The sequence below is a fragment of the Dermacoccus sp. MPR-E5 genome, from assembly GCF_058809565.1.
The window spans coordinates 86,291-108,635 of record NZ_JBXASS010000003.1; the positions used below are offsets into that span (position 1 = coordinate 86,291).

At 69.4% G+C, this 22,345-nt stretch carries 21 protein-coding genes and 1 riboswitch; of the genes, 2 read left to right on the forward strand and 19 right to left on the reverse strand.

What is annotated here, in order from left to right:
• Positions 1 to 37: 37 nt before the first annotated feature.
• From AC1RS9_RS02925 to pdxT, 10 genes are all read right to left on the reverse strand, one after another.
• Positions 38 to 2,398 carry a RelA/SpoT family protein gene (locus AC1RS9_RS02925; RefSeq protein WP_492920454.1) on the reverse strand — a complete coding sequence of 787 codons (2,361 nt, stop codon included), beginning with the start codon at positions 2,396 to 2,398 and terminating at the stop codon, positions 38 to 40.
• 24 nt (positions 2,399 to 2,422) lie between these two features.
• Entirely contained in the window at positions 2,423 to 2,953 is a 531-nt protein-coding gene (locus AC1RS9_RS02930) for an adenine phosphoribosyltransferase (protein WP_165583670.1), read from the reverse strand.
• A gap of 10 nt (positions 2,954 to 2,963) precedes the next feature.
• A complete protein-coding gene (secF, locus tag AC1RS9_RS02935; RefSeq protein ID WP_006944836.1) occupies positions 2,964 to 4,091 on the reverse strand; it encodes a protein translocase subunit SecF in 1,128 nt (375 codons plus the stop codon).
• On the reverse strand, positions 4,091 to 5,944 hold the full coding sequence (gene secD, locus AC1RS9_RS02940; RefSeq protein ID WP_492920456.1) for a protein translocase subunit SecD: 1,854 nt from the start codon (positions 5,942 to 5,944) through the stop codon (positions 4,091 to 4,093). Before secD ends, secF begins: the two co-directional genes overlap by 1 nt.
• Positions 5,941 to 6,246 (reverse strand): preprotein translocase subunit YajC, encoded by a 306-nt coding sequence (locus tag AC1RS9_RS02945; RefSeq protein WP_006944834.1) that lies wholly within the window; start codon positions 6,244 to 6,246, stop codon positions 5,941 to 5,943. The genes secD and AC1RS9_RS02945 overlap by 4 nt, the downstream gene beginning before the upstream one ends.
• Positions 6,247 to 6,330: 84 nt before the next feature.
• On the reverse strand, positions 6,331 to 7,425 hold the full coding sequence (ruvB, locus tag AC1RS9_RS02950) for a Holliday junction branch migration DNA helicase RuvB (RefSeq protein ID WP_006944831.1): 1,095 nt from the start codon (positions 7,423 to 7,425) through the stop codon (positions 6,331 to 6,333).
• The gene (ruvA, locus tag AC1RS9_RS02955; RefSeq protein ID WP_074045386.1) at positions 7,422 to 8,027 is read right to left on the reverse strand and encodes a Holliday junction branch migration protein RuvA; all 606 of its coding nucleotides are present in this window, start codon (positions 8,025 to 8,027) and stop codon (positions 7,422 to 7,424) included. The genes ruvB and ruvA overlap by 4 nt, the downstream gene beginning before the upstream one ends.
• Positions 8,024 to 8,683 carry a crossover junction endodeoxyribonuclease RuvC gene (gene ruvC, locus AC1RS9_RS02960; protein WP_074045387.1) on the reverse strand — a complete coding sequence of 220 codons (660 nt, stop codon included), beginning with the start codon at positions 8,681 to 8,683 and terminating at the stop codon, positions 8,024 to 8,026. The genes ruvA and ruvC overlap by 4 nt, the downstream gene beginning before the upstream one ends.
• Positions 8,684 to 8,816: 133 nt before the next feature.
• The gene (locus AC1RS9_RS02965) at positions 8,817 to 9,590 is read right to left on the reverse strand and encodes a YebC/PmpR family DNA-binding transcriptional regulator (RefSeq protein ID WP_038570805.1); all 774 of its coding nucleotides are present in this window, start codon (positions 9,588 to 9,590) and stop codon (positions 8,817 to 8,819) included.
• Positions 9,591 to 9,726: 136 nt separating this feature from the next.
• On the reverse strand, positions 9,727 to 10,344 hold the full coding sequence (pdxT, locus tag AC1RS9_RS02970; RefSeq protein WP_006946839.1) for a pyridoxal 5'-phosphate synthase glutaminase subunit PdxT: 618 nt from the start codon (positions 10,342 to 10,344) through the stop codon (positions 9,727 to 9,729).
• A gap of 75 nt (positions 10,345 to 10,419) precedes the next feature.
• Here pdxT and AC1RS9_RS02975 point away from each other — a divergent pair, with 75 nt between their 5' ends.
• Positions 10,420 to 12,360, forward strand: coding sequence for a potassium transporter Kup (locus tag AC1RS9_RS02975; RefSeq protein ID WP_231729487.1), 1,941 nt, complete (start codon positions 10,420 to 10,422; stop codon positions 12,358 to 12,360).
• Between the two features lie 124 nt (positions 12,361 to 12,484).
• On the opposite strand, the gene pdxS is transcribed toward AC1RS9_RS02975, so the two are convergent.
• The 8 genes from pdxS to AC1RS9_RS03015 all read right to left on the reverse strand — a co-directional run bounded on the left by pdxS (position 12,485) and on the right by AC1RS9_RS03015 (position 18,533).
• Entirely contained in the window at positions 12,485 to 13,393 is a 909-nt protein-coding gene (gene pdxS, locus AC1RS9_RS02980; protein WP_006946845.1) for a pyridoxal 5'-phosphate synthase lyase subunit PdxS, read from the reverse strand.
• A gap of 161 nt (positions 13,394 to 13,554) precedes the next feature.
• Positions 13,555 to 14,214, reverse strand: coding sequence for a hypothetical protein (locus tag AC1RS9_RS02985; protein ID WP_062257619.1), 660 nt, complete (start codon positions 14,212 to 14,214; stop codon positions 13,555 to 13,557).
• Positions 14,211 to 15,356, reverse strand: coding sequence for a glycosyltransferase family 4 protein (locus AC1RS9_RS02990; RefSeq protein WP_062257618.1), 1,146 nt, complete (start codon positions 15,354 to 15,356; stop codon positions 14,211 to 14,213). Before AC1RS9_RS02990 ends, AC1RS9_RS02985 begins: the two co-directional genes overlap by 4 nt.
• A 3-nt stretch (positions 15,357 to 15,359) precedes the next feature.
• Entirely contained in the window at positions 15,360 to 16,304 is a 945-nt protein-coding gene (locus AC1RS9_RS02995; RefSeq protein ID WP_062257616.1) for a phosphatidylinositol mannoside acyltransferase, read from the reverse strand.
• Positions 16,305 to 16,308: 4 nt separating this feature from the next.
• The gene (gene pgsA / locus AC1RS9_RS03000; protein WP_062257612.1) at positions 16,309 to 16,929 is read right to left on the reverse strand and encodes a phosphatidylinositol phosphate synthase; all 621 of its coding nucleotides are present in this window, start codon (positions 16,927 to 16,929) and stop codon (positions 16,309 to 16,311) included.
• A 65-nt stretch (positions 16,930 to 16,994) separates the two neighbouring features.
• Positions 16,995 to 17,570 (reverse strand): HIT family protein, encoded by a 576-nt coding sequence (locus AC1RS9_RS03005; RefSeq protein WP_074039222.1) that lies wholly within the window; start codon positions 17,568 to 17,570, stop codon positions 16,995 to 16,997.
• A gap of 82 nt (positions 17,571 to 17,652) precedes the next feature.
• Positions 17,653 to 18,042: a hypothetical protein gene (locus tag AC1RS9_RS03010; protein ID WP_038567939.1), complete on the reverse strand. Its 390-nt coding sequence runs from the start codon at positions 18,040 to 18,042 to the stop codon at positions 17,653 to 17,655.
• Complete coding sequence (locus tag AC1RS9_RS03015) at positions 18,039 to 18,533, reverse strand: GNAT family N-acetyltransferase (protein ID WP_006944541.1); 495 nt, start codon at positions 18,531 to 18,533, stop codon at positions 18,039 to 18,041. Before AC1RS9_RS03015 ends, AC1RS9_RS03010 begins: the two co-directional genes overlap by 4 nt.
• Before the next feature lie 123 nt (positions 18,534 to 18,656).
• A riboswitch (SAM riboswitch) is annotated at positions 18,657 to 18,772 on the forward strand.
• 72 nt (positions 18,773 to 18,844) lie between these two features.
• Here AC1RS9_RS03015 and AC1RS9_RS03020 point away from each other — a divergent pair.
• A complete protein-coding gene (locus AC1RS9_RS03020; protein WP_144707687.1) occupies positions 18,845 to 20,158 on the forward strand; it encodes a bifunctional o-acetylhomoserine/o-acetylserine sulfhydrylase in 1,314 nt (437 codons plus the stop codon).
• A gap of 166 nt (positions 20,159 to 20,324) precedes the next feature.
• Here AC1RS9_RS03020 and thrS read toward each other — a convergent pair whose 3' ends face one another.
• Positions 20,325 to 22,322, reverse strand: a complete 1,998-nt coding sequence (gene thrS, locus AC1RS9_RS03025) for a threonine--tRNA ligase (protein ID WP_062257610.1) — start codon at positions 22,320 to 22,322, stop codon at positions 20,325 to 20,327.
• Positions 22,323 to 22,345 lie beyond the last annotated feature (23 nt).

Consider the following 22,345-nt stretch of genomic DNA (forward strand, 5'->3'; position numbering starts at 1 on the left):
GCGCCGACACACCGTCGGCACCGTCAGCGGCTGCGGTTCACTCGTCCTCGTCGGCCGCCGGCGACGCGGCGGGCTTCACCTGCTCCGGCGTCGTGCGATGGTCGGCGCGCGCGCCGGTGCCGGTGCCGGTGATGCGGTAGACGTCGAACACGCCACTGACCTTGCGCACCGCGCGCATGACGTGGTCGAGGTGGCTCGCATCGCCCATCTCGAACGTGAACTTGCTGATGGCGACGCGGTTGGCTTGCGTCGCCAGGTTCGCCGACAGGATGTTGACGTGCTGGTCGCTCAGCGCGCGCGTGATGTCGGAGAGCAACCCGCTGCGATCGAGCGCCTCGACCTGCAGCTGCACGAGGAAAACGCTCGCCTGTCCGGGCGCCCACGCGACGTCGATGAGCCGCTCGGGCTGGCGACGCAGGTTCTCGATGTTCGTGCAGTCCTCGCGATGCACGGACACGCCCGAGCCCGTCGTGACGAACCCGACGATGTCGTCGCCCGGCACCGGTGTGCAGCAGCGCGCGAGCTTGACCCACACGTCGTCGGTGCCGACGACGGTGACGCCCGGATCGCCCGCACGTGAGCGCGGCGCGGTGCGCGGCGTCGTCGCCTCCGCCATGTCCTCCGTGGCTGCTTCCTCACCGCCGTGCGCCTTGACGAGGGCACGCATGACGGCTTCGGTCGAGACGTGCCCGTCACCGATCGCGGCGTACAGGGCGTCGATGTCGGCGTGGTTCATCCGCGTCGCGACCTCGGTCAACGACTCGTGCGACATGAGGCGCTGCAGGGGCAGACCCTGCTTGCGCAGTGTCTTCGCGAGGGAATCCTTGCCCTTCTCGATGGCCTCCTCGCGGCGTTCCTTCGTGAACCATTGCTTGATCTTGCTCTTGGCACGCGGCGACTTGACGAACGTCAGCCAGTCGCGACTCGGCCCGGCGCCGTCCGCCTTCGAGGTGAGCACCTCGACCGAGTCGCCCGTGACGAGCGTCGTCTCGAGTGGCGCGAGACGCCCGTTGACGCGCGCGCCGATGCAGTGGTGGCCGACCTCGGTGTGCACGGCGTACGCGAAGTCGACGGGCGTCGACCCGGACGGCAACCCGATGACGCCGCCCTTCGGCGTGAAGACGTAGATCTCGCGGCTGCCGACCTCGAAGCGCAACGACTCGAGGAACTCGCCCGGATCCTCCGTCTCGCGCTGCCACTCGAGCAGCTGACGCAGCCACGCCATGTCGTTCGTGCCCGTCGCCGGCGAGGCGCTGACCGTGCCGTCGGCGCTCGTCGCACCCTTCTTCGCGTCGTCCTTGTACTTCCAGTGCGCGGCGACGCCGTACTCGGCGCGACGGTGCATGTCGTAGGTGCGGATCTGGATCTCGACGGGTTTGCCGCCGGGGCCGATGACCGTCGTGTGCAACGACTGGTACATGTTGAACTTCGGCATCGCGATGTAGTCCTTGAACCGCCCCTGGACGGGCGTCCACCGCGTGTGCAGCGTGCCGAGCACGGCGTAGCAGTCGCGCACCGACTCGACGAGGACGCGCACGGCGACGAGGTCGTAGATGTCCTCGAAGTCGCGGCCGCGCACGATCATCTTCTGGTACACGGAGTAGTAGTGCTTGGGCCGGCCCGTCACCTCACCGGCGATGCGCGCGGCCCTTAGATCGGCCGACACCTGCTCCTTGACGGTGCGCAGGTACGACTCGCGCGCCGGTGAGCGGTCGGCGACGAGGCGGACGATCTCGTCGTAGACCTTGGGATAGAGCGTCGCGAACGACAGATCCTCCAGCTCCCACTTGATCGTGTTCATGCCGAGCCGGTGCGCGAGCGGCGCGTAGATCTCGAGCGTCTCCGTCGCCTTGCGCTGGGCGGACTCGGCGGAGACGTACCGCCACGTGCGCGCGTTGTGCAGGCGGTCGGCGAGCTTGATGACGAGCACACGGATGTCCTGTGCCATCGCGACGACCATCTTGCGCACCGTCTCAGCCTGCGCGGCGTCGCCGTACGTCACCTTGTCGAGCTTCGTCACACCGTCGACGAGACGCGCGATCTCGGGCCCGAAGTCGTCGGTGAGCTGCTCCAGCGAGTAGTCGGTGTCCTCGACCGTGTCGTGCAGGAGGGCCGCGGCGAGCGTCGGCGGCGTCATGCCGAGCTCGGCGAGGATGGTCGCGACGGCGAGCGGGTGGGTGATGTACGGGTCGCCGCTCTTGCGCACCTGATGACGGTGGCAGCGCTCCGCCACCTCGTAGGCGCGCTCGATCAGCGCGGTGTCGGCCTTCGGGTGCGTCTCACGCACCGTGCGCAGCAGCGGGTCGAGCACACGGTTCAAGCCCGGACGCGGGCCCCCGAAGCGGACGAGACGGGCGCGCACGCGCGAGGTCGCGTTGGAACCGGACTGCTCAGCCATGCGCCGATCGTAGTGCCCCTGGCGTCAGTTGACGACGAGGCCCGTGTGGAGCTCCCACCGATCAAGCCGTTCGCGGCCGGGCAGGAAGGCCAGTTCGACGAGCACGTCGAGGCACGCCACACGCCCGCCGACCTTCTCGATCAGCTCGCAGGCAGCCACGGCCGTGCCCCCGGTCGCGAGCACGTCGTCGACGACGAGGACGTTCGCACCCGGCGTCACCGCGTCCGTCTGCACCTCGATCGTCGCCGAGCCATACTCGAGGTCATAGGAGGCGGAGACGACGTCACCGGGCAGCTTGCCCTTCTTGCGGATCGGCACGAACCCGACGCCCATGCGCTGCGCCAGCGGCGCGCCGATGATGAACCCGCGCGCCTCGACGCCCGCGACGACGTCGACGCCGTCATGACGCTGGGCCAGCAGGTCGAGCACCTGTCCGAACGCCGCCGGGTCGGCGAACAGGGGCGTCAGATCCTTGAAGACGACACCGGGGCTCGGGAAGTCGGCGATGTCACGCGTGTGGCGGGCGACGACGTCGGCGATGCGCTGCTCGATCATCGCGGCGGCCTCAGTCGTCACGCTTGGCAGCGGGGTGGATGCCGCGCGTGCGCGCCGTCTGCGACGCGCCACCGCCCTGGGAAGGGGCCGGCGCCGTCACGACGCCCGAGGCGGACGCCGCGGTGGCGTGCTCGTCGTCGGTCGTGGCACGCGACTGGTAGCTCCCGGCTCGACGCGCGAGCTCCTGGACGCCCTTCTCGCGGCGGCGCAGGTCCGTCAGGGCCGGCGTCGCGATGAAGATCGACGAGAAGGTGCCCACGGCGATACCGATGAACAGGGCGACGGCGATGTCGAGTAGCGTGCTCGGGCCGATGAACAGCGCGCCGACGACGAGGATGGCCGAGATCGGCAGCAACGCCACGACGGAGGTGTTGATCGAGCGCACGAGCGTCTGGTTGACCGCGTAGTTCGCGGCCTGGTCGAAGCTGCGGCGGCCGGTCGCGAACGCCTCGCTCGTGTTCTCGCGCACCTTGTCGAACACGACGACGGTGTCGTAGATCGAGTAGCCGAGGATCGTGAGGAAGCCGATCATCGTCGCCGGCGTCACCTCGAGCCCGGTGAGGGCGTAGATGCCGACCGTGAAGAACAGGTCGTGCAGCAATGCGATGAGCGCGGCGGCGGCCATCGTCCAGGTGCGGAAGTACAGCGCGAGCAGGACGGAGACGAACGCGAGGAAGACGAACAGCGCGACGATCGCCTTGTGCGTCACCGTCTCACCCCACGAGGGGCCGATGAACGAGGACGTGACGTTGCTCGGCGACACGCCGAACTCCTTGGCGAGGGACGTCTTGACGGCGTCCGTCGCGTCGGCGGTGCCGTTGCCGAGCTTCTCGCTCTGCACGCGGATCGTGTCGGAGCCGAGCTTGGTCACGACGATGTCGGCGTTCGAGCCGGTCGCCGACTGGACGGCCTTCTCGGCGCGCGTGTCGTAGTCGTGCGTGCTCGAGACGCCGGGCACGCGCAGTTCGGAACCACCGGTGAACTCGAGGCCGAAGTTGAGCCCCCGACCGAACAGACCGACGGCGGCGAGCGCGAGCAGCAGCGCCGTCAGGGCGTACCAGCGCTTGCGCTTGCCGATGAAGTCGATCTGGCGACGACCGGTGAACAGGTCGTTGCCGAATGTTGCGAGGCTGGCCATCAGGCTGTCTCCTCCTGTGCGGCGGCGCGGCGGCGGTCGGCGATCGTCACGCGACCGCGGCCCGCGTATGCGGCCTGACGGGCGCCCAGACGCGCGGGGTCGAGACCGGAGGCGGGGTGGCCGCCACCGAAGAACTTCGTGCGGGCGAGCAGGGCCAGCACCGGGTGGGTGAAGAACATGACGACGACGATGTCGATGATCGTCGTGAGACCGAGGGTGAACGCGAACGCCTTGACGGTGCTCTCCGACAGCACGTAGAGCACGGCGGCGGCGAGGAAGTTCACCGCGTCCGAGATGATGATGGTGCGCTTCGCGCGCGTCCATCCCGTCTCGACGGCGGCCCGCAATGGCCGTCCGGCGCGCACTTCGTCTCTGACGCGTTCGAAGTACACGATGAACGAGTCGGCCGTGATGCCGATGGCGACGATGAGGCCGGTGACACCCGCCATCGACAGGCGGAAGTTGTTGAGCGAGCCGAGCAGCGTGACGGCGAGGTAGGTCATCGCCGCGGCGACGAGCAGGCTCGCGACGGTGACGAGGCCGAGCGCGCGGTACTGGATGAGCGAGTACAGCACGACGAGGCCGAAGCCGATGGCTCCCGCGATGAGACCCTTCGTCAGCTGGTCGGAGCCGAGCTGGGGGCTGACCTGGTCGGAGGTGAGTTCCTTGAAGGACATCGGCAGCGCACCGAACTTCAGCGAGTCTGCGAGCAGCTTGCCGCTCGACTCGGTGAAGCCACCGGTGATCTTCGCCTGACCGTCCGTCAGCGGGGCCTGCACGGCCGGCGCCGAGATCGACTGACCGTCGACGACGATGGCGAAGCGGTTGCGCGGCTGCTCGAGCGGGGCGACGCGACGCGTCACGTTCGCCAGGGCCGTCTTGCCCGAGCCGTTGAGCGACAGGTTGACCGCGACCTCGCCGGTCTGGTTGCCCTGCTGGTTCGTGTCGAGGCCGCTGCTCGCGTCCGTCAGCTGCGAACCCTTGATCTCGACCGGGCCGAGGAGCAGCTTCTCGTTGCCCTCCTTCGCGCACATGACGGTCGGCTTGTTGTCAGGGGCGGCCGCGGCCACCTCCTGGTAGGCCGGGGTGCAGGCGTAGAGCTGCAGCAGCTGGTTGTACGTCGTCGACGGGGTCGCGATACCGGCCTTGACCCAGACCGAGTCGACCTTCTCGTTTCCCCACGCCGGGTCGCTCGCGTTGGCCGGGCCGGCGGTCTTGAATGCGGCCGGCAGTCGGTCCTTCGAACTGGACGACGGTGACGACGAGGCCGAGCTCGACGCAGAACCCGAAGCGGAGGCCGATGAAGACGGTGACGCGGACGCCGAGCCGGGGGCGCCGTTCTTGGCGGCGTTCGAGGGGTTGACGACCTCGGGCAGGCGATACGGCGAGGTACCCGTCGTGCTGCCCTGCGCGGCGGCGATGACTGCGCGGAAGTTGAGCTGCGAGCTGCGCGAGAGCGAGTCGAGCACCTGCTGGCTGGGGTTTCCGGGGATGGAGACGACGATGTCCTTCTCCCCCAGCGTCGTCACCTCCGCCTCGGACGTGCCGGTGGCGTCGACGCGGTTGCGGATGATGTCGACGGCTTGCTTGACCTGGCTCGAGTTGACGCTCTTGCCGCCTGTGACGACCGGTTCGAGGACGACGGTGCGCCCACCTTCGAGGTCGAGCCCCAGCTTCGGTGTCCAATGTCCCGTCGCAGCGATGCCACCGACGAGGACGAGGAACAGGGCGAGAAGCACGGCCAAGCCACGCTTGGGGTTGGTGTGCTTCGGCTTCTTGCGCGCCGCGGGGCGGTTCGAATCGACCGCATAACGGTTCTCGTCGGCGCGCTCGGCGCCTGCGGGCGTGCTCATCGACCCTTCTCCATCTCGTCGGGGGCTGCGGGCAGCAGGGCCCGACGATCGAACCTCACCACGGTGCCGGGGGCGATCTCGAGGTGTCCACTGACGTCGTCGAGTTCGCGCAGCGTGCCGAACAGCCCACTCGTCGTGCGCACCTCGTCACCGACGCGAAGCGCGGCCTGCGCGCGCATCGTCGCCTGGGAGCGCCGACGCTGCGTGAAGAACATCAGCGCGAGCAGGAGGAAGGGCAGCAGCACGAGCAGGATCGGGAAGCCCGAGCTTCCCGCCTGCGACTCGGCGACCAGGTACGGCATGTGGGTCCTCACGTCAGGTCTCGAAGCGCCTCGCGCGCTCTCACCGGTGCGCGGTGCGCGGACTCGAGCGGTGGCCGCACCACCCTACCCGGTGAAACGTCCGCCCCCGTCGTCGGTGTCGCGCTGAAATGTCTCGGTGAAGTGCCCGTCCGGCGGGCGCAGCCCGAGGTGCGTCCACGCCCGCGGTGACGCGGCACGCCCACGCGGCGTGCGGATCATGTAGCCCTCGCGCACGAGATACGGCTCGGCCACCGTCTCGACCGTGTCGGGTTCTTCACCGACGGCGACGGCCAACGTCGACAGCCCGACCGGCCCACCCCCGAAGCGTCGGCACAGGGCTTCGAGCACCGCGCGGTCGAGGCGATCGAGGCCGTCGTCGTCGACGTCGAACAGCTCGAGCGCGGCACGCGCGGACGTCAGGTCGACGACGTGGCGCCCGTGCACCTGCGCGTAGTCACGCACCCGGCGCAGCAGCCGGTTGGCGATGCGCGGCGTGCCGCGGGAGCGGCCGGCGATCTCGGTGATGCCCTCACGTGTCGCGGGTACGCCGAGCAGGTCGGCGTTGCGGGCGAGGATGTCGGCGAGGTCGGCCGCGTCGTAGTAGTCGAGATGGCCGGTGAAGCCGAAGCGGTCGCGCAGTGGCGCCGGCAGCAGACCGGCGCGCGTCGTCGCACCGACGACGGTGAAGCGCGGCAGCTCGAGGGGGATCGCGGTGGCCCCTGGGCCCTTGCCGACGATGACGTCGACCCGGAAGTCCTCCATCGCGAGGTAGAGCATCTCCTCCGCGGGGCGGGCCATGCGGTGGATCTCGTCGAGGAAGAGCACCTCCCCCTCGTTGAGCGAGCTCAGGATGGCGGCCAGGTCACCGGCGTGCTGGATGGCAGGGCCGCTCGTGATGCGGATGGGCGCCTCGAGCTCACTCGCGACGATCATCGCGAGCGACGTCTTGCCCAGGCCGGGCGGGCCGGAGAACAGGATGTGGTCGGGCGGCGTCGCTCGGCGCCGTGCCGCCTCGATGACGAGGCTCAACTGCTCGCGCACGCGTGGCTGCCCGGGGAAATCGGCCAGCTTCTTCGGCCGCAGGGCCGCTTCGAGCTGCTGCTCGTCCTCGGTGCCGTTGGGGTCGACGAGGCGCGGCGAGACGTCGGCGCTGTGGTCCTCGAAGTGGGACGGGCTCATCGGCCCAGCTCGCGCAGCGCCAGCCGGAGCACGGTGGGCGTGTTCGCGCCCTCGGCCTCAGGACGGGCAGCCACCTTGGCGACGGCGTCCTCGGCCTGTTTGGCGCTCCAGCCGAGCCCGATGAGCGCCTCGGCGACCTGGTCGTCACCCGCAGTGGCCGGGACGACGGCCTGGGGCGCCGCCTCCCCGCCGCCACCACTGACGGAGACGACCTTGTCCCGCAGTTCGAGGACGATGCGCTCGGCACCCTTCTTGCCGATGCCGGGCACCTTCGTCAGCGCCCTGACGTCGCCGCCCGCGATCGCGGTGGCGAGCTGCTGCGGCGGGTGCACGGCGAGCATCGCGAGGGCGAGACGCGGCCCCACGCCACTGACCGTCTGGACCTGCTCGAACAGGGCCCGTTCGTCGTCGTCGGCGAAGCCGAAGAGTGTCAGCGAATCCTCACGCACGACCAGGGACGTCGCGAGGCGCATCGACTCCCCCGGGCGTGCCGCGGCGGCGGTTGCCGGCGTCGTGTGGACGAGCAGACCCACGCCACCGACCTCGACGACGACACTGTCGAGACGGGCGGTGAGCACCTCACCGGTGAGGCTGGCGATCATGGGCGAACTCCCCTGTTGGCGGGTCGAGTGGCAGGCGCGCTCTGGGACGCGGCACCGAGGGCGTCACGGTATGTCTTGCTCGCCGAGCGGGAACGTCGCGCCGCGGCAGCCGCAGCCTGCCGGTACGCGACGGCGGCCGGCGCTGCCGACGCTCCGTCAGCGCTCGCACCCCGGCGCGCCAACCCGCCACCGCGCCAGTGATGACAGATGGCGAGGGCGAGCGCGTCGGCGGCGTCGGCCGGTCTGGGAGCGGCCTCGAGGCCGAGGATGCGCGTCACCATCGTCGTCACCTGCGCCTTGTCGGCGCGCCCGTTACCCGTCACCGCCGCCTTGACCTCCGAGGGCGTGTGCAGCCCGAGCGGCAGGCCGCGTTCAGCCGCGGCGAGCATCGGGACGGCCGACGCCTGCGCGGTGCCCATGATCGTCGAGACGTCGTGGCGCGCGAACATCCGCTCGACGGCGACCGCATCGGGGTGGGTGCGCTCGAACACGGCGTCCAGTTCGACGCGCAACTCGTGGAGGCGTTCGTGCAACGGCAGGTCTGCCGAGGTACGGATGACCCCCACCGTCACGATCTGCAACGTCGAGCCCTGGCCCGTCGCGACGACGCCCACGCCGCAGCGCGTCAGACCGGGGTCGACAGCGAGCACCCGCACGTCACACCTCCGGCCTCGACGGGTGCGAACGACGCACCCGATAGAACACTTGTTCGCATCCACCGTACCCGATGCACGCGACGGCCGTGCCCCGCGGGGCCCCGCCCGTCGATCACTCACGGAACGACCGGGATCAGTCCTCGGCGTCCAGTTCGGCGAGAACCTCATCAGAGACCTGGCCGTTGGCAAAGACGTTCTGCACGTCGTCCGAGTCCTCGAGGGCCTCGATGACGCGGAACATCTTCTTCGCGCCGTCCTTGTCGAGCGGCACCTCCATCGACGGCACGAACGACGCCTCGGCCGAGTCGTAGTCGATGCCGGCGGCCTGCAGCGCCTCACGCACGCCGACGAAGTCACCCGCCTCGGACACGATCTCGAAAGATTCGCCGAGGTCGTTGACATCCTCCGCGCCCGCTTCGAGCACGATCTCGAGCAGCGCGTCCTCCGTCGTGTCGGGCTTGTCGCCCTGCGCCTTCGGGACGATGACGATGCCCTTGCGGTTGAACAGGTAGGCGACCGAACCGGAGTCCGCCATCGAGCCACCGTTCTTCTGCAACGCGGTGCGGACCTCGGCGACGGCGCGGTTCTTGTTGTCCGTCAGGCACTCGATGAGCAGCGCGACGCCACCGGGCGCGTAGCCCTCGTACGTGAGGGCCTGGTACTCGGCGCCACCGGCCTCGGCGCCGGAGCCGCGCTTGACGGCGCGGTCGATGTTGTCGTTGGGCACCGACGACTTCTTCGCCTTCTGGATGGCGTCGTACAGCGTCGGGTTGCCCGTCGGGTCACCGCCGCCGGAGCGGGCCGCGACCTCGATGTTCTTGATCAGCTTCGCGAACAGCTTGCCGCGCTTGGCGTCGATCGCAGCCTTCTTGTGCTTCGTCGTCGCCCACTTGGAGTGACCGCTCATGTCTGCCTCTCGGATGCTCGTGCTGCCGTGCTCGAACACGCCCGATGCGGGGCGCGGGGCGAACGCGACGGCAGATGGGCGCGCTCGCTCGGATCGCGGGCCAGTCTAGCGCCGTCGCGAGCCGCGGCCCCAGTCGTCATCCGCGAGCGTGCTCGACCATGCGCACGAACAGGGCGTGGACGCGCGCGTCGTTCGTCACCTCCGGGTGGAACGACGTGGCGAGCAGATTGCCCTGACGCACGGCGACGACGGCCTCACCGCCCGTCGGCAGCGCGACGCTGGAGAGCACCTCGACGCCGGCGCCGACCTCCTCGACCCAGGGCGCGCGGATGAACACCGCCCGCACCGGGCCGCCGTCCACGCCGTCGACGGTGACGTCCGCCTCGAACGAGGCGACCTGACGACCGAACGCGTTGCGCCGCACCGTGACGTCGAGCCCGCCGAGCGTCTGCTGACCCGCCGTCCCGTCGAGGATCCGATCGGCGAGCAGGATCATGCCGGCGCACGAGCCGTAGGCCGGCATCCCCGCGGCGATGCGTTCGCGCAGCGGTTCGAGGAGGTCTCCCTGAGCGATGAGGCGCATCATGACCGTCGACTCCCCGCCGGGGATGACGAGTGCGTCGACGTTCGCAAGATCCGCGGCACGACGAACGCGCACGGCATGCGCGCCGACGTCCTCCAGCATGCGGACGTGCTCGACGACGTCGCCCTGCACCGCGAGCACCCCGATGACGGTCCGTGGCGTTGATTCCATGCCCGCGACCCTATGACACAGGCGTATCTGCTACCCGTGTGGCGCGCGCAGGGGCGGTGGCCCCATACTTTCCGGGTGAGTACTGAAGCGAGCGTGACGAGCGAGGGCGCGTCCACCCCCGAGTCGAACCCCGGCGGCCATGCCAAGAAGGGCATGGCCGCGCTCATGCTCGGCGCCCTGGGCGTCGTCTTCGGTGATATCGGCACCAGTCCGCTGTACTCGGTGCAGAGCGTCTTCAACGTCGACCACAACGCCGTCGTCGCCAACGAGAGCGACATCTACGGCGTCATCTCCTGGATGTTCTGGGCACTCACCATCATCGTGACGATCAAGTACGTCCTGTTCGTCCTGCGCGCCGACAACGACGGCGAGGGCGGCATCATGGCGCTCGCCGCGCTCGTGCGACAGGGCGTGCCCAAGGGCGGCAAACGCTGGGGCATCGTCATGATCCTCGGTGTCATCGGCGCGTCCCTGTTCTTCGGCGACAGCGTCATCACGCCGGCGATCTCCGTCATGTCGGCCATCGAAGGTCTCGAGACGGTGCATGAAGGGCTCACCGAGTACGTCGTCCCCATCGGCGCGATCGTCATCACAGCGCTGTTCTTCATCCAGCAGAAGGGCACGGACGCCGTCGGCAAGTTCTTCGGCCCCGTCATGATCGTCTGGTTCGTCACCCTCGCCGCGCTCGGCGTCAACCAGATCGTCCGCGACCCGGAGATCTTCCGAGCACTGCTGCCGACGTACGCGGGCAGCTTCGTCATCGGCCACCCCTTCATCGCGTTCGTCGCGGCCGGCTCGATCGTCCTGTGCGTGACGGGCGCCGAGGCACTGTACGCCGACATGGGCCACTTCGGTCGCGCGCCGATCACGCGCGCCTGGTTCGTGCTCGTCTTCCCCGCCCTCATCCTCAACTACATGGGGCAGGGCTCGCTCATCCTCAGCGACCCGAAGAACATCTCCAACCCGTTCTTCCTGCTCGCCCCCGAATGGGCCAAGCTCCCCCTCGTCATCCTCGCGACCGCGGCCACCGTCATCGCCTCGCAGGCCGTCATCTCCGGCGCGTTCTCCGTCGCCCGCCAAGCGGAGCGCTCCGGCTACCTGCCGCGCATGACGGTGCGTCACACCGGCGAGGAGGAAGAGGGCCAGATCTACATCCCCGGCGTCAACTGGGTGCTGTTCATCGGCGTCATAACGCTGCTGCTCGCGTTCCGCAGCTCCGAGAAACTCGCCGTCGCCTACGGCCTCGCCGTGACGGGCACGTTCCTCATGACGACGACACTGTTCCTCGTCTACGCGCAGAGCACGCTCAAGTGGCCCAAGTGGCGCCTCGTCGTCCTCGGCTTCTTCCTCTACCTGTTCGAGGGGATCTTCTTCACCGCCAACGTCGCGAAACTGTTCCACGGCGGTTGGCTGCCCGTCGTCATCGCCTGCGGCATCGGCCTGTCGATGCTGACGTGGCAGAAGGGCCGCGACATCGTCGCGCGCCGCCGCCACGACATCGAAGGCCCCCTCGACGACTTCGTGCGCTCCGCCCGCTGCGGTGACCTGCGCGAGGTCCCCGGCACCGCCGTGTTCCTCCACCCCGACCGGACGACGACGCCGCTCGCCATGCGTGAGAACGCCAACTTCAACCACGTCATCCACGAGAACGTCTTCATCGTGACGACGAAGAGCGCCAACGTGCCGCACATCGCACCGGAGGACACCGTCGTACTGGACCACCTCGGCAACGACTACGACCGCATCACGCACCTGACGCTGCGCTACGGCTTCCAGGACGACCAGGACGTGCCCGCCGCCCTGCGCATCGCCGCCGACCAAGGCGTCGACATCGACCCCGACACCGCCTACTACTTCGTCTCCGAGATCGGCCTCATCGACGCAGGCCGCCCCGGCATGTCCAAGCTCCGCAAACTGCTGTTCATGGCGATGAGCCACAACGCCGCCGTCCCCGCCGACTACTTCCGCCTCCCCAAGGAACGGACGGTGATGATGGGGGCTCAGATCCTTCTCTGATCCGCGAGCGGATCAAAGAAGGATCTGAGCCGTTGTCCCGCGTGCTGTCGCACCGAATGAGAATTGTCCGGGGCGAGCTTGCGAGCCCCGGACACGGCGAACCGGAAGACGAGCCGAGGAATTATCACCAACCCCGTTCGGACAGGCGGTGGGGTTCGGGGATCTCGTCGACGTTGAGGCCGACCATGGCTTCGCCGAGGCCGCGGGAGACCTTGGCAAGGGTGTCGGGGTCGTCGTAGAAGGTGGTGGCCTTGACGATCGCTTCGGCGCGTTGGGCGGGGTTGCCGCTCTTGAAGATGCCGGAGCCGACGAAGACGCCTTCGGCGCCGAGCTGCATCATCATGGCTGCGTCGGCGGGCGTCGCGATGCCGCCTGCGGTGAACAGGACGACGGGCAGCTTGCCCTTCTCGGCGACCTCACGCACGAGGGCGTAGGGAGCCTGCATCTCCTTGGCCGCGACGTAGAGTTCGTCCTCGGCCATCGACGTCAAGCGGCGGATCTCGCCGCGGATCTTGCGCATGTGCGTCGTCGCGTTCGACACGTCGCCGGTGCCCGCTTCACCCTTGGAGCGGATCATCGCGGCGCCCTCGTTGATGCGTCGCAGCGCCTCACCGAGGTTGGTCGCGCCGCACACGAACGGCACGTCGAAGGCCCACTTGTCGATGTGGTTGGCGTAGTCGGCGGGCGAGAGCACCTCCGATTCGTCGATGTAGTCGACGCCGAGCGCCTGCAGCACCTGCGCTTCGACGAAGTGCCCGATGCGCGCCTTCGCCATGACGGGGATCGACACGGCCTCGATGATGCCGTCGATCATGTCGGGATCACTCATGCGCGAGACACCGCCCTGCGCGCGGATGTCCGCGGGCACACGTTCGAGGGCCATGACGGCGACGGCTCCTGCGTCCTCGGCGATCTTCGCCTGCTCGGGGGTGACGACGTCCATGATGACGCCGCCCTTGAGCATGTCGGCCATGCCGCGCTTGACGCGGTCGGTCGCCACGGCGGTGTTCTGTTCGGAGCCTGCAGAGCTCATGTGTTCGTCCCTCTTTCTGATGGGCGCCGCGGATGCGACGCGAGAGCCCACGCTAGCCCCGAGACGGGCATGAAGGAGACAGATGATCGTCGATGGCAGCTACCGGCCACGGCATGATGGGGCCGACGACGCCAGCCCGAACACGGCTGCTCCGGCAGAAATCAGCGCCACGCGTCGGTGCGACCGAGGCCGTGGACGCGGGTGGCAAACGTGACTTCTTCCGGCAGCTGCGTGCGTCCAGCCAGGTGCAACGCCCGGACGATCGCCTTGGCGCGTACGCGACGTACGTCGCGTACGGCCTCGTTGTGGAATCGGTAGGCGAGTTCGACGCGATCGCATGCGTCCGCGAGACGCTGACGGGCCCCGTCGTCACCCTCCGCGGGCGCGCTGCCTGGGACGTCAGGCACGGTGCTGATCGGGCGGCGCCCAGCTGCTTCCGCCCGCGACGCGGCGCCGTCCGTCGCCGACGCGTCACCCACGACGAGCGCAAGCGTCTGCGTCAGCGCCGTCTCGGCCTGCGCACGCTCGACGGGTACGCCGACCTGTTGCACGTCGTCCGTGATGAGGGCGCCGTCGGCGGCCTGCAGCGAATCGGCCGCCGACGAGGCGAGCAGCAGCGCGCTCGCCGGGTCGAGAGCGGTGGCCTGCGCGTACTCGGCCGCGGCCTCGGCGCGGCGCACGAGCTGCGCGTCGAGCGAGGCCAGCGACCCCTCGACGCGAGCGTGCAGCCGGTCGAGGCGCGCTGCGGTGTAGCTGAGATACCAGGCGAGCGCGAGCAACAGCGCGACGACGACGGCGACGTCGGCCCACACGCCGCTCATGATCGGCGTCCCGCCACCGCGGCGGCCGCGGCATGCGAACTGCGGACCGTCTCGTACGCGGAGATGACCTGCTGCCCGACGGCCGACCAATCGTAGAGCCGCGCGCGCTCTCTCCCGGCCCGGGACAGGGCGTCACGCGCACCGCGGTCAGCGAGCACCCCCGTCACCGCATGCGCCAGCGCCGCCGCGTCGCCGGTGTCGAAGAGGACGCCGCAGCGGCCGTCGTCGAGCACGCGCGCGAAGGCCTCCAGATCGCTGGCGACGACGGGGGCGCCGGCGCTCATCGCCTCGATGAGGATGATCCCGAAGCTCTCGCCACCGATGTTGGGCGCGACATACGCGTCGCACGACGCCAGCAACGACGCCTTCTCGGCGTCGCTGAGCAGCCCGAGGAACTCGACGTGACCCTCAGCCGAGGCGGGCACCTCCCGCCGCGCCGCGTCGACGTCACCCGGCCCCGCGACGAGGACGCGCACCCCGGGGTGCGCCCGGGCGATGAGCGGGACGGCGTCGAGCAGAACGCGCAGGCCCTTGCGCGGCTCCCCCATGCGTCCGAGAAAGGCGATCGTCGGGCGCTCGCCCCCATCCTGCCAGCGCGCCTCGGGGCGAGCCGTCGCGAACCGGTCGACGTAGACGCCGTTCGGCACGAGCGCGGCGTCACCGCCGAGATGGCGCGCGACGGTGTCCCGCGCGGCGCGCGAGACGGCGATGCGCCCGGTGATCTTCTCCAGCGCCGGGCGCAGGAACGGTTGGGCGAGCTGCAGCGCGCGCGAACGCTCGATCGAGGTGTGGAACGTCGCGACGACCGGCCCGTCGTACGTGCGCAGCGCGAGCAGCGACACGCTCGGCGTCATCGGTTCGTGGACGTGCAGGACGTCGAAGTCGCCGCGCTCCACCCAGCGCGCCGTCCGGCTCGCCGCGACCGGACCGAACGCCAGGCGCGCGACGGAACCGTTGTAGCGGATGGGCATCGCTCCCCCGGCACTCGTCACGTACGGCGCACCCGCGTCGTCACCGTCGCTCGGCGCGAGGACGCTGACCTCGTGCCCTTCTGCGAGCAGGTACGTCGCGAGGTCGCGCACGTGCAGCTGCACACCGCCGGGCACGTCGAACGAGTACGGGCTGACGAGGCCGATCCGCACCGCTCAGCCCCGGCGCGCGTCGAGGTCGCGGACGAACACGCGCTGCATCATGTGCCAGTCCTGCGTGTGCTCGCGGATGGCGCCACCGAGCGCGTCGGCGCACGCCTGGACGGCGGTCTGCACGTCGGCGCGGGCATCATCGGTGTGGGCGATGTCGACCGCCGGGTGGAAGCGGATGTCGATGCCCCAGCCGCTGCCGCCGTCGCGCCGGCGGTAGGTGATCGTGATCGGCACGAGTGCCGCACCGGTGCGTCGGGCGATGACGGCGGGGCCGGCAGCGAGGCGGGCCGGCTCGCCGCACAGGTCGACCGTGACGCCGCGGCTCGTGAGGTCGCGATCCGACAGCAGCGGCGCGAACGCACCCGGTTCGCGCACGAGCGTCTCGACCTGGCCGAGGACGTTCTCGCCCTTGGTCAGCGGGATGATCGTCATGCCCAGCTCTTCGCGGAAGTGCAGGAACGCGCGGAAGAGAGCGTCGGGCTCGAGTCGCTCGGCGACCGTCGTCACGTGCGCGAGCTGTGTCGCCGACCAGGCGCCCGCGAGATCCCAGTTGCCGAGGTGGCCGAGGTAGGCGACGACGCTGCGTCCATCGGCGAGCATGCTGCGGGTCGCCTCGAGTTCACCCGAGGTGGTCACCCTCTCGGCGATCTGCTCGCGTGTCAGCGACGGCAGTCGGAACGCCTCGCACCAGTAGCGCAGGTACGAGCGCACGCCGGCGGCGACGAGCGCGTCGAGGGCTGCGTCGTCGAGTTCGGGGCGCGCGATCGCGTAGTTGGAGCGCATCCGCGCGACGCTCGGGCCGCCGCGGCGCGTCGTGACGTCCGCGATGACGTCGAAGAGGCGGTGGGCGGCGCGCTCGGGCAGCGCCCGCACGCCCCACCAGGCGCCCTTGAACGCTGCGACGGTGACGGCGTCGCGGGCGCGCGTCGTCAACCCCTCGGCGGCCACGCGCTCAGCCCTCGAACGGCTTGGCGAGGGCCTGCTTCCGCACCATGAGCATGCGCTGCACGACCGTGATGAACGATGCGACGGCGAGCAGCGTGAGCACGACGGTCAGCACGATCTCGGGCAGGAACCAGCCGACGAGGCCGGTCGTGACGAGCACGGCGACGAGACGGTCGGCGCGCTCGGCGATGCCGACGTTCGCCTGCATGCCGAGACCCTCGGCCCGGGCCTTGGCGTAGGAGACGACCGAGCCGAGCACGAGGCACGCGAGCGCGAGGCACGCCATGAGGAAGTTGTCGCCCTTGCCCGCGTAGTACAGGACGAGGCCGCCGAAGATCGCGGCGTCACCGACGCGGTCGAGCGTCGAGTCGAGGTAGGCACCCCACGTCGACGAGCGGCCCGACAGGCGCGCCATGTTGCCGTCGAGCATGTCCGAGAAGACGAAGACGGTGATGAACAACGTGCCGACGAGGAAGTCGCCGCGCGGATAGAACCACAGTGCACCGAACGCGACACCGACGGTGCCCACGATCGTCACGACGTCGGGGCTGATGCCGAGACGCAGCAGGAGCTGGGCGATGGGCCGGAAGATGGCGGAGAAAAACGCGCGCGCGTACTTGTTGAGCATGGTGGTTCAACTGTAGCGGTTCGATATACCCGTTCGAGGCAGCGCACTGCCCGTGGTGCCCGGTGTCAGTCGTTCGGCCAGTTCGCGACGATGCGCTGACGGCTGTCCTCGAGCAGCACCGGCAGCGCCTTGGTGCGCCCGATGATCGGCATGAAGTTCATGTCGCCACCCCAGCGCGGCACGATGTGCTGATGCAGGTGCGCGGCGACGCCGGCACCTGCGACGTCACCCTGGTTCATCCCGAGGTTGAACCCGCCCGGGTTCGACGCGGCCTTGAGGGCACGCACCCCGGCCTTCGTCAGCTTCATGAACTCCTCGGTCTCGTCGTCGGTGAGGTCGATGTACGAGGCGACGTGACGGTACGGGCACACGAGCAGGTGGCCCGGGTTGTACGGGAACAGGTTCATCACGACGAAACAGTGCTCACCACGGTGGACGATGAGGCCGTCGGCGTCGGTCTTCCTAGGCGACGCGCAGAACGGGCAGCCGTGGCCGGCGTCCTTTGTCGGACGCTCGCCCTCGATGTACGCCATGCGGTGCGGCGTCCACAGCCGCCCGAACCCGTCGGCCTCGCCCGCGAAGGCGCCGGCTTGCTCGATGAGGATGTCGTCCTGCGAATCAGTGTTGAACTCGTCGACCATGGCCCGATCCTAGAGCCCCGCCTGCCTCGACGCAGCGGCCGCGGGTGGGCTCGCGCGCACCATGCACCCCGGGTGAGCGGTCTCAGACCGCCGCGATCTCGCGCAGACGCGCCGGGACAATGGTTCGGTCGGCTTCCCCCGCGTGCGCGACGTCGCCGACACGGCCCGCCAACGTCCGCGCGACCTCGGCCGCGTCGCCGTCACCGACGACGGCGACGATGCTCGCCAGCCCGGCGAGGCCCGTGACGGCGTCCTCGAGGTCGAGCCAGTCGTCGTCATCGAGGCCGGCCGCCGCCCCCGGCCATGCGACCGAGGCGGCCATGACGCCGTCACGAGCCCACTGCTCGACAGCGTCGCGCGCGAGGGCGCCGTCAGCACCGAGGTGCAGGACGACGGCGTTCGCGACCGGTTTGGACGGGCAGGCGATGCAGCGCTCGCGCTGATCGAGCGCCCAGATGACGTCGTCGCTCATGACGCACGCTCCGCATCGCGGCGGGCGTCGAGGCCGAACGGCGCCACACGCTGCATGTGACGTTCGTCCGGCGGGCCGAAGCCGGCCCGTTCGTACAGCCTGCGGGCACGCGGACGGGCGTTGAGCATCATTCGCGCGACGTCGTGCGCGTCGGCCCAGGCGTCGACGATCCGCAGCATCCGCTCGGCCAGGCCCTGGCCGCGCGCCGACGGCGTGACGAAGACGACCGCGATGTAGAGCGACGGCTGCGCCGGCCGAGCCAGCGCCGGGGGCCGGTGCACGAGCGACGTCTGCACCATGCCGAGAGCCGTCCCGTCAGCACTCGAGGCGAGCCACGTCGGCAGATCGTCGTAGTGCGCGAGCCAGTGATCGGCATACTCGGTGATGAAGCCGGAGCGGTTGCTCTCCCCCGCCTCGAGGTCCATCTGCAGACGCAGCGCCGCGCAGGCGAACGCGTCTTCGCGGCGCGCGCGGACGATCGTCGGTGTCATGGCAACAGTCAAGCACGGCATGAGGGTCGTCGCCCGTAGGCGCGTCGCGTCAGCACGGGGCCGCGACCGGAATGTGAGACAGCATTCCCGCCTGATGACACCACCCGGCCTAGAGTGGCCGCAGGTCACGAGCGCCAGCGTCAAACCCCGGTTTGCTGGCCGGCAACCCTCCCACCGCGGCGGGGTGCTCCGGGTGACGACCTGGCCCGGCGCCGAGCGCGTCCGGGCAAGCGCGGAGGGATTCCCCTTCGGGCACCACACGTACGGTGCGCCGCCCGTGCGTCCACGCACTCCTCAAGAGGGACATCATCATGAGCTCCGAGAACTGGGCCTTCGAGACCAAGCAGATCCACGTCGGCCAGAACGTCGACGGCGACACCGGCGCCCGGGCGCTGCCGATCTACCAGACGACGTCGTTCGTCTTCGACTCCGCCGAGACCGCGGCCAACCGCTTCGGCCTGTCGGATCTCGGCCCCATCTACACGCGCATCGGCAACCCGACGGCGCAGGCGGTCGAAGACCGCATCGCCGCGCTGGAGGGCGGCGTCGGCGCGTTGCTGCTCGCGTCGGGTCAGGCGGCGACGACGTTCGCCATCCTCAACGTCGCTCAGGCCGGCGACCACATCGTCGCCTCGTCCGCGCTGTACGGCGGCACGTACAACCTGCTGAAGTACACGCTCAAGCGACTCGGCGTCGAGACGACGTTCATCGACAACATCAACGATCTCGACGAGTGGCGCGGCGCCATCCGCGACAACACGAAGCTGCTGTTCGGCGAGACGCTGAGCAACCCCGACCAGAAGGTGCTCGACGTGCGCGGCCTCGCCGACGTCGCGCATGACGCCGGGGTGCCGCTGTTCGTCGACAACACCGTCGCGACGCCGTACCTGCTGCGCCCGATCGAGCATGGCGCGGACGTCGTCATCCACTCCGCGACGAAGTACCTCGGGGGGCACGGGACGTCGATCGCCGGCGTGCTCGTCGACGCCGGCACGTTCGACTACGCCGCCGACCCGGCGAAGTTCCCGCAGTTCAACGAGCCGTCGGAGAGCTACCACGGTCTCGCGTTCGCCCGCGACCTCGGCGTCGGATCGCCGCTCGGCGCGAACCTCGCCTTCATCCTCAAGGCGCGCGTCGAACTGCTGCGCGACCTCGGCGCGGCCGTCTCCCCGTTCAACGCGTTCCTCATCGCGCAAGGCCTCGAGACGTTGTCGCTGCGTGTGGAGCGACACGTGGAGAACGCGAAGAAGGTCGTCGAGTTCCTGAAGTCGCAGCCGCAGGTCGAGACGTTGTTCTACGCCTCCGACCCGTCGAGCCCCTACAAGGAACTCGCCGACCGCTACCTGCCCGCCGGCTCCGGCGCCGTGCTGTCGTTCGAGATCGCCGGTGGCGTCGAGGCGGGCAAGAAGTTCGTCGACGCCCTCGAACTGCACTCGCACGTCGCGAACATCGGTGACGTCCGTTCCCTCGCCATCCATCCTGCGTCGACGACGCACTCCCAGGGCAGCGACGAGGACCGCCGCGGCGCCGGCGTGACGCCCGGCCTCGTGCGGTTGAGCGTCGGCATCGAGAACTCCGCCGACATCATCGCCGACCTCGAGAAGGGCTTCGCCGCAGCGAAATGACCATGCGCTGAGGTGGGTCCCCGCGACGGGTGACGCAGCCGGGTTTCGTACCCCGAGCGTGGTCATCCGGCCGTGTCGAACGCCGGCCTTCGGGTGCACATGCCAACACACGAGCGCGCCCCCGAACCGCGAGGTTCGGGGGCGCGCGTCGTCGTCGCGGCAGGAGTCAGCCGGCCGTCGGGTCAGTGTTCTGACGTTCGGTGATGACGCGGGTGATCTCGGCGATCGCGTCGGCCACCGGCACGCCGTTCTTCTGCGACCCGTCGCGGAAACGGAACGAGACGGCGCCGTTGTCGCGGTCCTCTTCACCGGCGATCAGGATGAACGGCGCCTTCGACTTGGACGCGTTGCGGATCTTCTTCGGGAAGCGGTCGTCGCTCATGTCGACCTCGACACGCACGCCGGCTTCGCGCAGCTTGATCGCGACGTCCTGCAGGTAGTCGTAGTACTCCTCCGCGACGGGCACAGCGAGCACCTGAACCGGCGCGAGCCACGCCGGGAACGCGCCCGCGTAGTGCTCGACGAGCACGCCGAGGAAGCGTTCGATCGAGCCGAACTTCGCCGAGTGGATCATGACGGGCTGCTGGCGCGAACCGTCCGCCGCCTGGTACTCGAGGCCGAAACGAGCGGGCTGGTTGAAGTCGTACTGGATCGTCGACATCTGCCAGGTACGGCCGATGGCGTCGCGCGCCTGCACGGAGATCTTCGGGCCGTAGAACGCGGCACCGCCCGGGTCCGGCACGAGCTCGAGGCCGGACTCGAGCGCGACGTCCGACAGCACCTTCGTCGCGATGTCCCACTGTTCGTCGGTGCCGATGAACTTGTCCTTCTTGTCCCCGTCGACGTCGCGCGTCGAGAGCTCGAGGTAGAAGTCGTTCATGCCGAAGTCGCGCAGTAGGCCGAGGATGAAGTCGAGCAGGTGCTTGATCTCTCCCGGCGCCTGTTCGGGCGTGACGTAGCTGTGCGAGTCGTCCTGGGTGATCATGCGCACGCGCGTCAGACCGGAGAGCACGCCCGACTTCTCGTCGCGGTACACCGTGCCGAACTCGAAGAAGCGCAGCGGCAGCTCACGGTAGGAGCGCCCACGCGAACGGAAGATCTCGTTGTGCATCGGGCAGTTCATCGCCTTGAGGCGGTAGTTCTGCCCGTCGACGTCGAGGGGCGGGAACATCCCGTCCGCGTAGTACGGCAGGTGACCCGAGGTGTAGAAGAGGTCTTCCTTCGCAATGTGCGGCGTGCCGACGTAGGAGAAGCCCTCCTCGATGTGACGGCGGCGGACGTAGTCCTCCATCTCACGCTTGATGATGCCGCCCTTGGGGTGGAACACCGGCAGGCCGGGGCCGATGTTCTCGGGGAAGCTGAACAGGTCGAGCTCGGCGCCGAGCTTGCGGTGGTCGCGCTTCTCGGCCTCGGCGAGGCGCTCGAGGTAGGCCTTCAGCTCGTCCTTCGTCGGCCACGCAGTGCCGTAGATGCGCTGCAGCTGCGGGTTCTTCTCGCTGCCGCGCCAGTACGCGGCGGCCGAACGCATGAGCTTGAACGCGTTGCCGAGCACCTTCGTCGACGGCACGTGCGGGCCGCGGCACAGGTCGCCCCAGGCGACGGTGCCGTCGCGGCGGACGTTGTCGTAGATCGTCAGCTCACCGCCACCGACCTCGGCCTCCGCGCCCTCGGCCGCATTCGCAGCGTTGCCCTTGAGGCCGATGAGCTCGCACTTGTAGGGCTCGTGCGCGAGTTCTTCGAGGCCCTCGGCGTCGGTGATGACGCGGCGGTTGAACGTCTGGCCCTCGTTGACGATCCTCTGCATCGCCTTCTCGAGCTTCTTGAGGTCGTCGGGCGTGAACGCCTCGGCGACGTCGAAGTCGTAGTAGAAACCGTCGGTGACGGGCGGTCCGATGCCGAGCTTCGCGCTCGGGTTGATCTGCTGCACCGCCTGCGCGAGCACGTGGGCCGCGGAGTGACGCAGGACGGCGAGGCCCTCGGGGTCCTGCGCGGTGACGGGCTCGACGGACGCGCCGTCCGGGATCTCGCGGAACAGGTCGCGCAGTTCACCGTCGATGCGCATGACGAGGACGGCCTTGTCGCCGCCGAACAGGTCCGTGCCCGTCGTGCCCTGCTCGACCTCGCGTGGTTCGCCGTTGACGGTCAGGGTGATGTTCTCGGACACGGCTGTGCTCCTTGTTCGTGACG